The 11437-nt window shown below is 69.9% G+C and carries 6 protein-coding genes; 4 read left to right on the top strand and 2 right to left on the bottom strand.

The window, feature by feature from the left end; translation table 11 throughout:
- Window positions 1-129 precede the first annotated feature (129 nt).
- Window positions 130-546 carry an SgcJ/EcaC family oxidoreductase gene (locus ABZ564_RS21640; protein ID WP_360858782.1) on the bottom strand — a complete coding sequence of 139 codons (417 nt, stop codon included), beginning with the start codon at window positions 544-546 and terminating at the stop codon, window positions 130-132.
- A 527-nt stretch (window positions 547-1073) separates the two neighbouring features.
- Here ABZ564_RS21640 and ABZ564_RS21635 point away from each other — a divergent pair.
- Window positions 1074-1835 carry a helix-turn-helix transcriptional regulator gene (locus tag ABZ564_RS21635; protein ID WP_360858779.1) on the top strand — a complete coding sequence of 254 codons (762 nt, stop codon included), beginning with the start codon at window positions 1074-1076 and terminating at the stop codon, window positions 1833-1835.
- 20 nt (window positions 1836-1855) lie between these two features.
- On the opposite strand, the gene ABZ564_RS21630 is transcribed toward ABZ564_RS21635, so the two are convergent.
- Window positions 1856-2551, bottom strand: a complete 696-nt coding sequence (locus ABZ564_RS21630; protein WP_360858776.1) for a maleylpyruvate isomerase family mycothiol-dependent enzyme — start codon at window positions 2549-2551, stop codon at window positions 1856-1858.
- Between the two features lie 545 nt (window positions 2552-3096).
- Here ABZ564_RS21630 and ABZ564_RS21625 point away from each other — a divergent pair.
- The 3 genes from ABZ564_RS21625 (at window position 3097) to ABZ564_RS21615 (ending at window position 11435) form a co-directional block, all read left to right on the top strand.
- Window positions 3097-4947 carry a tryptophan 7-halogenase gene (locus ABZ564_RS21625; RefSeq protein ID WP_360858774.1) on the top strand — a complete coding sequence of 617 codons (1851 nt, stop codon included), beginning with the start codon at window positions 3097-3099 and terminating at the stop codon, window positions 4945-4947.
- A gap of 150 nt (window positions 4948-5097) precedes the next feature.
- Window positions 5098-10944: an SDR family NAD(P)-dependent oxidoreductase gene (locus tag ABZ564_RS21620; protein ID WP_360858771.1), complete on the top strand. Its 5847-nt coding sequence runs from the start codon at window positions 5098-5100 to the stop codon at window positions 10942-10944.
- A complete protein-coding gene (locus ABZ564_RS21615) occupies window positions 10941-11435 on the top strand; it encodes an acyl-CoA thioesterase (RefSeq protein ID WP_360858768.1) in 495 nt (164 codons plus the stop codon). The genes ABZ564_RS21620 and ABZ564_RS21615 overlap by 4 nt, the downstream gene beginning before the upstream one ends.
- The last annotated feature ends 2 nt before the right edge of the window (window positions 11436-11437 follow it).

The following is an 11437-nucleotide window of genomic DNA, read 5'->3' as shown; positions in this document are numbered from 1 at the left end:
CTTCTTACTCTTACGGGGGGGTCTCGGCGGGGCCCGGGGGCGGGTGCTCCCCGCGGCCGCCGCGGGGGGGGGGGCCCGTCCCCGTCTCCGCCCCCCCCCCCGGCCGCGTCAAGCGCCCGGCACGGCGCCTCAGCCGGCCTTGGGAGCCGGATTGATCGGGCAGTTGTGGTACGCGGCCACCAGCCACCGGCCGTCGCGCCGCTCCAGCACCCAGCTCGCGTGCACAGCACGCTCGGACGGCAGTTCGGTCTCTCCGGGGAACAGGATCCCGGACTCGCTCACCACGACCGCCCCGTCCTGGCCGAGGAAACGCACGCTGATCTGCTTGTTGTGGGTAGAGGTGCCCTTGAGCGGACCGGCATAGCCGGCGGCCATGCTCCGGCGGATCGCTTCCCGCCCTTCACGGTACGAGCCGGGCATGATCGCGGTCGCGTCCTCCGTGTAGTCGGCCACGAAGGCGTCGGCGTCGTTGGCCTCCCACGCCTTGTAGACGTTCTCCAGGACCGCCGTGATCGCTGCCTCGTCCTGGGCACGGTTCTCGGGCATGGTGATCTCCTTTAGTTCGGACTCGGCGGGTCCGTGGTGGACCCACCGATACATACCGGCGAGCATCGTTCGACTCATCGCGGCATCTCAATCTTTTTCGGGAGATCCTGTCTCCGCGGTTCGTCCGCGGTCTCGCCGTCAGCATCGCCGCAGCCGACGAAGCGGTATGGCCCCTAAGGGTTGTCCGAGCGACCCGGGACCGATCTTTACTGATTACCAACCCGTACTTTGCCAAAAACGAGAGTTTATCCCTGCACGCGAGAGGGGGCCCGAAGAGAGCAGCCACGGAGAAGTCACCACGGACGGTTGTTCGGAAAACTCCGAGCGCATCCCTGATGCAGGCGCAGTTGGCCCGGCCGTCCCATTCGCAGGACCCAGGGCTCCAATCCCCTGGTCAGCGCAGGAACGAGGGAGGAGGAACACCCGGCACAAGGAGGGAAGAAGCGGGAGACGGTGGTGACCACGAGGAGGTGACCACCGGCGCAAACACCTCAGGTAGAGCGATGTCATACCCAACGGGGGCAGTCATGGACGTCACGCAACTGGCCGTGGAACGGGCGATCAACACCATGTGGAAGCGCTACGAAGAGCCGCTTTCGCTTGATAACATCGCCGATTCCGCGATCCTGAGCAAGTTCTACTTCTCACGCACCTTTCGCGCCGCCACCGGAACATCTCCCGGCCGCTTCTTGTCGGCGATTCGCCTCTTCCGGGCCAAAAATCTGCTGCTGAAAACAGGAATGAGCGTCACCGATATCGCCTACTCTGTCGGCTACAACAGCCTCGGCACTTTCACCAGCCGTTTCGCGCGCAGCGTCGGCACCTCGCCGGGCCGCTACCGCCTGCTCTCCCAGGACGGTCTGCACGCGCTCGGTGGCCGCCCGCCGCAACCGGGCCACCGAGGGACCATCACCGGTTCGATCCGTGTGCCGGAGACCGACAAGCCGATTCGTATATATGTGGGGGCGTTCCGCTCTCCGGTCGTCGAAGGCCTTCCGGCGGCCTGCGCGGTCCTGGACTCATCCGGCGGCTTCACTCTTGCCCATGTGCCTCGCGGCACCTGGTGCGTACATGCTGCCGCGGTCGCGATGCGCGACCTCGACCCGCGTCCCTGGCTGCGCAAACCCCTGTATCTCGGCCGCGGAGAGCGGCTGACTGTCGAGCCGGACGCGATGCCCTGGACGTCGCACATCCGGCTGCGTCCGATGTCGACGGTCGACACGCCGATCCTGCTGGCGCTGCCGGAGTTGGACAACTGGGGTGCGCCGAAGCTGACGGGAGTCGCCTGACGTCGCCGCCCGCTCCGGCTTCATTCCACCGGAGCAAGCGGCGGCCGGAACGGCCCCCAACTGAAGGCCGGCAGCCAAACGGTCGGGTCAGCGGTCCAGGACAGATCACGGATCTGCTGGAGGGTCCGCCGCCCGACCAGGGACCGGTACAGCTCGTGTCCCGGCCCGAACAGCACCGCCTTCGGGACACCGTCGCCGACATCCCATGCTTCGCTCGCCGTCTCCAGGCGCAGCGCCGGGTACCCGCGCGCCAGCACAGCCGCCCGGAATCCGTCCACCGCCAGCTCCAGCGCTGCGCGCAGGGCCGGATGCGCCGCCTGCGGCGGCAGCGCCAGGGCGTGCCGGATGTCGGCTTCATGGGTGTAGCCGTCCATCACCAGCACCGCGCCCGCGCCGCCGCTCGCCTTCCGCAGCCCCTGCTCGACGCGGGCGCCGCTTCGGACCCACTCCGCAAGCAACTGAGGAAGCCCGTCCCGGGCTCGACGGCGTGGTCGACCGACAAGGTTGCGTTCAGCCAGTCGGCACGTGGTCACCAGGTGCTTGACCGTGTCGTACACCGTCCACCCCGGGCAGGCGGGGACGGCGAGCGCTGCGGCGTCCCGCCGGCCTTCCAGGAGACGGGTCACATTCTCGCGGATGATGCGGTAGTTGACGTCCTGGTCGCCGACCAGGTCCCGAGCACCGTCGGGTGCGCGAGATTCGGCATCACTGGGCACCGTGAATCCCCTCATTCACTGCCGTGAATCCCCTCATTCACTGCCGATGGGTCCAACCATACGAACCTGTTCTGACGTCGCGCGAGAAAAAGAGGCGAAAGCCTCCCGCATGCCTGACATCCGATAGCCCATGTCCCGGGCGTCTACGCACATCGGCAGGTGAAGGACGCCCCCGGCTGTGCACGCGCCGGTGCCGAACCGGAATGCCGCGGGGCGCTCGGACTCCTGGCCGGCACGGGGCCGCCGGATGGCACTGCGGTCATCGGCGAAGGACCTTTCTCCTCGGGGGACGCGGGGTGAGTACGCGGAAACAATCCGGATCTGTCCGGCCCGCCCGAAAGAACAGGCACCACGTGGCACTACGCGCCGAAACGTCAGGCCATGCTGGCGTGCCCGATGTGACCGGGACTTCTCTTCGCGTGCTGACCTGCGAACCTCCCCGCCCCGCCCGATCGCGGCAATCGAAGAGTAGGCGGCCGGTGCGACACCCCCCGACGCTGGTTCCCGCATGGCGCGCCGCACACATGACGAAGGCAGGGGCAATCGTGACCGTGACCAGCAAACGCTATGACGTCGCCATTCTCGGCTCCGGCATCGGGGGGTCGATGCTCGCCTGCATCCTGGCCAAGCACGGCGTCCGCACCCTCCTGCTCGAGGGCGCGTCACATCCACGGTTCGCCATCGGCGAGTCACTCATTCCCGAGACCGGCATCCGTTTGCGGATCATCGGAGAGAAGTACGGAGTTCCGGAGATCGGCTGGCTCGGCTCCTTCCACGCGCTGCGTGACAATGTCAGCAGTGGGTGCGGCGTCAAGCGGTCCTTCAGCTTCATGTATCACGAGGCAGGTCGCGAGCATCGGAGCGAGCACATCAACCAGCTGCCCACCCTGACTCCCCCGATCGGCCCGGACTCGCACCTGTTCCGGCAGGACACCGATTCCTACCTCGCCGCGATGTCCGTCCAGTACGGGGCGGACTTCGTCTCCCAGGCCCGGATCGAGGACATCGCCCTGCGCGACGAAGGTGTCGAACTGCGCGCGGCCGATGGCGCCGTCTACCGGACGAAGTACCTGATCGATGCCTCCGGCATGCGGTCGCTCGCCTCGGACCTGTTCGGGATGAGGGACGAGACGCCGCGCTTCCGCACAGATACCCGAGCCCTGTTCACGCACATGATCGGGGTGAAGAGCGCGGACCTGTTGCTGGACGGCAAGGCGCGCAGGACGGTTCCCTCGCCGCTCGGCGAAGCAACCATGCACCACGTCTTCGACGGCGGCTGGATGTGGGTCATCCCGTTCAACAACCACCGTGATTCGACCAACCCGCTCACCAGCGTCGGCATGCTGCTCGACCGCAGACAGCACCCCCGTCCCGAGGGCCCTCCCGAGGAGGAGTTCCGCCGCATCATCGCGCGGTACCCGACGATCCAGCGTCACTTCGCCGAGGCCAAAGCAGTGCGCCCGTGGGTGGGGTCGGGGCGCCTGCAGTATTCCTCGCCCCACCTGCTCATGCCGCGCATGCTCCAGCTTCCGCACGCCGCGGGCTTCGTCGACCCGCTGTTCTCCAGCGGCATGTCCGTGCTCGTCGTCGCCGTGGATCAGATCGCGGAGACGCTGCTGCAGGCGGTCGCCGAGGACGACTTCGCCACCGAGCGCTTCCAGCACATCGAGGACACGGTCAACCGCGCGTTTGACCACTACGACGAGGTGGTGTCGACGTCCTTCGACGCCTTCGCCAGTTACGACACCTGGAACGCCTGGAACCGGAACTGGGCGCTGGGCAATATGCTCGGCGCCTTCGGCCCTCTGTCGCTGCTGATGCGCTATCTCAAGAGCGGCGATCCGTCACACCTGGCGAAGACCACCGAACCCTCCCGCATGGGCGTGCTGGGCAACCAGCTGCCGGACGTGGTCGCCACGATGAACGCCTCACGAGACGACATCACCGCGGCGACCAACGGTGAGATCACCCATGCTGCGGCAGCTGAGCGGATCTTCGCCCGGCTCGGCCGCCTCGACTTCGTGCCGCCCTACATGGGCTTCGGCGATCCGGACCAGCACGCGATCGCCACCTTCACCCTCCCGGCCGGGATGCGCCATGTCAGCTGGTACCGGCGGCACGGCTCGGCCGCGTGGCGTGAGAACTGCACCTTCCCGCTGGTGTCCTACGCACGCCACGCGATCGGCTTCGCTCTCGACTCCGCGCGCACCGCCTCGCGGCGCGGGACCGCGGCGACGCGCGACATCGTCTTCGCCGGGAACCGTGACTGGCGGTATCAGCCGGCCGCGCTGAGCGCACACGGGAAGAAGTGGACTCCGATCCCACCGACCCCGCCCGCGGCTTCCGCCGAACCGAGCGGCGCGCCCGAGGCGCCCGCCGCCGCGAGCCGCAGATGACATCGACAGCGCTGCTGCGTCTGCCAGATCCGGACGGCACCGCCGTGATCACCCTCAGCCGTCCGTCCGCTCACGCCCGAAGGAGAAGTTCATGCCATCGTCGATGCCGGCAGGCCCACGTCACGACGCGCCCATGGGTCCGGTGATCGCATGAGTGCGCCGCGGATCGCCGTCGTCGGCATCGCGCTGCGCTACCCCGACGCCGACAGCCCCGAGGAACTGTGGCGCAATGTGCTGGCCGGACGGCGGGCCTTTCGGCGGCTTCCCGATGAGCGGCTGCGCGCCGAGGACTACTACTCTCCGGATCCCGACGCTCCGGACCGGCACTACACGCGCATGGCCGCCGTGCTGGAGGGCTTCGAGTTCGACCGAGTCGGGTACCGAATCGGCGGCAGCACGTTCCGCTCCACCGACCTGACGCACTGGCTCGCTCTGGACACGGTGCGGCGCGCGCTGGACGACGCGGGCTTCCCACACGGCCAGGGGCTGCCCAAGGAAGCCACCGGCGTCGTCATCGGCAACACCCTCACAGGAGAGTTCAGCCGTGCGAACCTGATGCGCCTGCGCTGGCCCTACGTCAAGCGCACGGTCGCGGCGGAGCTGCGCGACCAGGGCTGGTCCGACACGGAACTCGCCGACTTCCTCACCCGTCTCGAAGACCGCTACAAGGCCCCCTTTCCTCCCGTCACGGAGGACACACTCGCCGGCGGCCTGTCCAACACCATTTCCGGCCGCGTCTGCAACTACTTCGACTTCGGCGGCGGCGGGTACACCGTCGACGGAGCGTGCTCGTCGTCGCTGCTCTCGGTGTCCACCGCCTGCACCGCGCTGGCCACCGGTCAGATCGATGCCGCCGTCGCCGGCGGTGTGGATCTCAGCATCGACCCGTTCGAGCTCATCGGCTTCGCCAAGACCGGTGCGCTGTCCACCGGTCAGATGCGGGTCTACGACAAGAACTCCAACGGCTTCTGGCCGGGCGAGGGCTGCGGCATGCTCGTACTGATGCGCGACGAGGACGCGCTGGACCAGGGCCGGTTCCGCTACGCCACCATCGCCGGCTGGGGCCAGAGTTCGGACGGCAAGGGCGGCATCACCCGCCCGGAGGCGGCCGGGCATCGGCTGGCGATCAGCCGCGCCTACCGCACGGCCGGTTTCGGAATGGAGACGGTCGGCTACCTCGAGGGCCACGGCACCGGAACCGCCGTCGGCGACGCCACCGAGTTGGAGGCGTTCACCGGCGCCCGCCGCGCCGCCGCCCCCACGGCCCCGCCCGCCGCCATCAGCACCATCAAGGGCAACATCGGCCACACCAAGGGTGCGGCGGGGGTCGCGGGACTGATCAAGGCGGTACTCGCGGTCCGGCACCAGGTCATCCCCCCGGCCACTGGACATGACCAGCCCCATCCGGTGCTCCGGGGCGATGCGCCCGCGCTGCACGTCCCGGACACGGCAGAACTGTGGCCCGAGGGAGCTCCGATCCGGGCCGGGGTCTCCTCGATGGGCTTCGGCGGCATCAACGCGCACCTCGTCGTCGAGCACGCCGACGGTGTGCGCCGAGCCGCCCTCGGACAGGTGACCCGGCGTCTGGTGCGCTCACGTCAGGACACCGAACTGCTGTTCCTCGACGCCGCCGACGCCCCGGCACTGCGCGGCCGCGTCGCGCAGCTGGCGGAGTTCGTGGCCCAGTTGTCGTTCGCCGAACTGGGCGACCTCGCCGCGACGCTCTCCGGCGAGCTGAGGGGACGCCCGGTCCGGGCCGCGGTCGTAGCGGCTTCCCCCGACCAGGCCGAGCAACGGCTCGGCAGGCTGATGCAGCTCCTCGACGCCGGCGCGCGCCAGGTCCTCGACCCGGCCGGCGGCGTGTTCCTCGGCGCCGCCGGCAAGACTCCGCGCATCGCCTATCTGTTCCCCGGGCAAGGCGCCGGCCGCCGCGCGGACGGCGGTGCGCTGCGGCGCCGATTCCCGGCGGTGGACGACCTGTACTCCCGCCTTCAACTGCCTACCGGGGGCGACCAGGTGGCCACCGCGGTCGCCCAGCCGCGGATCGTGGCCGGCTCGGTGGCCGGGCTGCGGGTCCTGGCGCACCTCGGTGTCACCGCGCGGGCCGCCGCCGGGCACAGCCTCGGTGAGCTGACGGCCCTGCACTGGGCCGGAGCGATGGACGAGGACGCCGTGATGCGCGCGGCGGCCGCCCGCGGCCGGATCATGGATGCCGCCGGCGCGGGTGGCGGAGCGATGGCCGGTCTCGGCGCGCCGGCATCCGCCGTGCAGCACCTCATAGCCGGCGATCCGGTGGTGGTGGCGGGCTTCAACAGCCCCCTGCAGACCGTGATCAGCGGTCCCTCGGCGTCGGTGGAGTCGGTGATGGAGCGGGCCGCGTCGCACGGCATCACGGCGACCCGGATCGCGGTCTCCCATGCGTTCCACTCCGGGGCCGTCGCCCCTGCCGCCGAGGCCTTCCGGGAATACCTGGCCGGGCAGGAGTGCCTTCCGCCGACCCGTACCGTGGCCTCGACCGTCACCGGCGCGCTGCTGCCGCCGGACACGGATGTCGCCGAGCTGCTCAGACGGCAGATCCTGGAACCCGTCCGGTTCAGCGAGGCGGTCGAGACCCTGGCGGCGGACGCGGACCTGTTCATCGAGGTCGGGCCGGGCCGTATCCTGCGCCACCTGGCGGAGCAGATCGCACCGGCCGTACCCGCGATCTCCCTGGAGTCCGACGGCCTGTCGCTGTCCGGACTGCTCCATTCCGTCGGGGCGGCCTATGCGCTCGGAGCACCGATTCGGCACGAGGAGCTGTTCCGCGACCGGTACCTCAAGCCGCTGCCGTTGGACAAGCGGTTCTCGTTCCTGGCCAGTCCGTGTGAAACGGCACCACCGGTGGACCTCGCCGTGTCCCCGCCGGCTGCGCGGGCCGTGGCCGAACAGCCGGCCGCGGCGCCGGAGCCCTCCATGGCCGACGACAGCCTCACGGTGCTGAGGCGGCTGGCCGCCGAACGCGCCGAGCTGCCGCTGGAAGCCGTTCGCCCGGACAGCAACCCCATCGACGAGCTGCATCTGAGTTCGATCACTGTGGGGCAGATCGTGACGCAGGCCGCCCGTGAGCTCGGTGTGAGCGCGGTGGCGGCCACGTCCGCGTACGCCACCTCCACGCTGACCGAGCTGGCAGCGATGCTGGACGAGCTGGCTGCCACGGAACACGGGCAGGGCGAGGAGAGTGAACACGTCGCAGGCGTCGCGCCCTGGGTGAGGTCGTTCGCCCTGGACCTCACGCCGACGGATCCGGCGCCCCCGGTCGTGCTGCGGTCCCCGGCGAGGGACTGGGAGGTGTTCGCCCCCACGGGCCATCCGCTGGCCGAACCGCTGCGCGCGGCGTTGAGCACTGCCGGGCTCGGCGTGGGGGTCCTGCTGTGTCTGCCTCGCGAGGCAGACGAGGGGCACGTGCCGCTGCTCATCTCCGCCGTGCGGGCCGCGCTGTCCCGGGCTCGCAGCGCACCGCTGCGCTTCGTCGTCGTGGGGGGCCGGCGCGGGGCCGCGGCCATCGCCAAGACGCTGCACCTGGAGGCCCCGAACGTCACGACCACCGTGGTGGTCCTGCCGGATCCGGAGACGCTGTCGGGCCCCGCTCTGTCCAAGACGGTCGCCCAGGTGGAGTCCGACGCCGCTGCGACCGTCGGATTCGCCGAGGTGTGCTACGACGATTCCGGGCGGCGGGCGGTGCCGGTGTTGCGCGCACTGCCGATATCCGCTGACCTTTCGGGCTCCGCCGTGCTGGGCGAGCAGGACGTCCTCCTCGTCACCGGAGGCGGCAAGGGCATCACCGCGGAGGGGGCGCTGGCACTGGCTCTGGACACCGGGGCCGCAGTGGCCCTGCTCGGCCGGTCGGCCCCTGGCGCGGACCCGGAGCTGGCGGCGAACCTGGCCCGGATGCGCGCCGCGGGAGTCACCGTCCGCTACATCCAGGCCGACGTGACCGCTGCCGATGAGGTCAAGGCCGCTGTTCAGGAGACCTGCCGGGCTCTGGGGCCGGTGACCGCCGTCCTGCACGGCGCCGGCCGCAACGAACCTCAGTCCCTGGTCGATCTGGACGAGGACACCTTCCGCCGCACCCTGGGCCCGAAGATCGACGGTCTGCGGACGCTGCTCGCGGCGGTCGACGACCAGCCGGTCCGGCTCCTGATCTCCTTCTCCAGCATCATCGGCCGGGCCGGGCTGCGCGGCGAGGGCGACTACGCGACGGCCAACGACTGGCTGACCGATCTCACCCGGCGCTACGGAGAGGACAACCCGGACTGCCGCTGCATCGCGATGGAGTGGTCCGTGTGGGCCGGCGCCGGAATGGGCGAGCGGCTCGGCGTCCTGGAGTCCCTGATGCGCGAGGGGATCTCACCGATACCGGTCGCCGACGGCGTCGCCATGCTCAAGGCGCTGATCGCGGACCCCCGGACCCCGGAGGCCGTCGTGGTGATGGGCCGTGCCGGAGGGCTGCCCACCCTCACGCTCGAGGAACGTGAACTGCCGCTGGGCCGTTTCCTGGAACGACCGCGTATCCACTATCCGGGGATCGAACTCGTCGCCGACGCCGATCTGTCCCCGGCGGCCGATCCCTATCTCGCCGACCACCTGCTCGACGGGGACCTGCTGTTCCCCGCGGTCCTCGGCATGGAAGCGATGGCGCAGGCAGCCGGCGCGCTGACCGGTCACGCAACGCCACCGGTGCTGGCGGACATGGAGTTCCTCCGGCCGATCGTCGTCCCGTCCGACGGCAGTACCACCCTGCGCGTCGCGGTCCTGGCCGAAGGGTCGGGAACTGTACGAGCCGTGCTGCGCTCGAGCGACACCGCGTTCCAGGCCGACCACTTCCGGGCCACGCTCCGCTACGACCTTCCCATGGCCGCCGGTACGCCCCGGCCGCCCGGTGCGTCCGATCCGGTGATCCCGCTGCAGCCCCAAAACGAGCTCTACGGCACGGTCCTGTTCCAGGGCGATCGCTTTCAACGCCTCCTGGGCTACCGGCAGCTCGCGGCCCGAGGCTGCACCGCGCGGATCTCCAGCACCACACGGCACGACTGGTTCGGCGCTTTCCATCCGGCCGACCTGTCCCTGGCCGACCCGGGGACGCGGGATGCGCTGATGCACTCGATCCAGTGCTGTGTGCCGGACGCGACGTTGCTGCCGGCGGCGGTCCGGCGGCTCTGGCTCGCCGATCCCGGGAAAATGCGCACGCTGACGGAGGTGACGCTGTCCGCTGCGGAAGTCTGGCGGCACGGAGACACCTATCTGTACGACGTCGACGTTCACGACAGTTCCGGAGAGTTGGTCGAGCGCTGGGAAGGCCTGCGCTTGCAGGCGGTGCGGAAGCAGGACGGCGCCGGGCCGTGGCTGCCGGCGCTGGTGGGCCCCTATCTGGAACGTCACGCCGAACCCCATGTGGGCAGCGGGCTGCACGTGGCGGTGGTCCCGGCGGATCCCTCGGCCGGGACGTCGCGTGAGGCGCGGCGCGCCGCCACCCGTCAGGCGATCAGCTGGGCGGTGGGCCATCGGACGGAGGTCACCTACCGGCCGGACGGGAAGCCGTTGGCGCCCGGCGTCCAGGTCTCCGCCTCGCACGGCGCGGGCGTCACCTTCGGCGTCAGCGGGGACCTGCCCGTGGGATGTGACGTGGAGCCCGTGGTGGCCCGGACGGAAGGTGAGTGGGCCGATCTCCTGGGGGCGGAGGGCAGCGCTCTGGCGGAACGCATCGCCGCCGAGCACGGGGAGGGCCGTGCGGTGGCGGCGACCCGGGTCTGGGGTGCGATCGAGTGTCTGCGCAAGACCGGCCACGCCCGGCCCGCCCTCACCATCGAGCCGTCACCGGGCGGTGCCACGGGGCCGTGGGTGGCGCTCCGCGGGGGCCTGACCCGGATCGCATCGTTCACGACGACGTTGAAAGGCATCGAACAGCCGGTGGTGTTCACGGTGTCGATGGCGACGGACGAGGACAGGACGGAAAATTGAACGAGTACTACGAGTACCGGCACGTGGTCGGCTTCGAGGAGACCAATCTCGTCGGCAATGTCTACTACGTCAACTACCTTCGCTGGCAAGGGCGTTGCCGGGAGATGTTCCTGCACGAGCACGCGCGGGACGTGATCGACGACCTGCAAGAGGACCTGAAGTTGTTCACGCTGAGGGTCGACTGCGAGTTCCTCTCGGAGATCACCGCATTCGACGAGCTGTCGATCCGGATGAGTCTCGTGGACCTCACCCAGACGCAGATCGAGTTCGCCTTCGACTACCTTCGCCGACGTGACGGGCTGGAGGAGCTGGTGGCCCGCGGACGACAGCGCGTCGCGTGCATGCGCGGCCCCAACACGGCGACCAGGCCGGCCCAGGTGCCCGAACCACTGCGTAGCGCGTTGTCGCGGTACATGCGGCCGAGGGCGGCGGCGCGTCGCGAGGTGTCAGCGATGCCGGTTGCTGCGGTAGCGCTTCCGGGCGAGGGCTGATC

This window comes from Streptomyces sp. NPDC019224, assembly GCF_040632605.1.
In the GTDB taxonomy this organism is placed as follows: Bacteria; Actinomycetota; Actinomycetes; order Streptomycetales; family Streptomycetaceae; genus Streptomyces.
The sequence above is the reverse complement of the archived record's forward strand: the minus strand, read 5'-3'. Positions and strand labels throughout refer to the sequence as shown.

Bases quoted from the DNA above. Each gene is read 5' to 3' on its own strand.
- ABZ564_RS21640 (WP_360858782.1), bottom strand. From the start codon at position 546: ATGCCCGAGAACCGTGCCCAGGACGAGGCAGCGATCACGGCGGTCCTG.
- ABZ564_RS21635 (WP_360858779.1), top strand. From the start codon at position 1,074: ATGGACGTCACGCAACTGGCCGTGGAACGGGCGATCAACACCATGTGG.
- ABZ564_RS21620 (WP_360858771.1), top strand. From the start codon at position 5,098: ATGAGTGCGCCGCGGATCGCCGTCGTCGGCATCGCGCTGCGCTACCCC.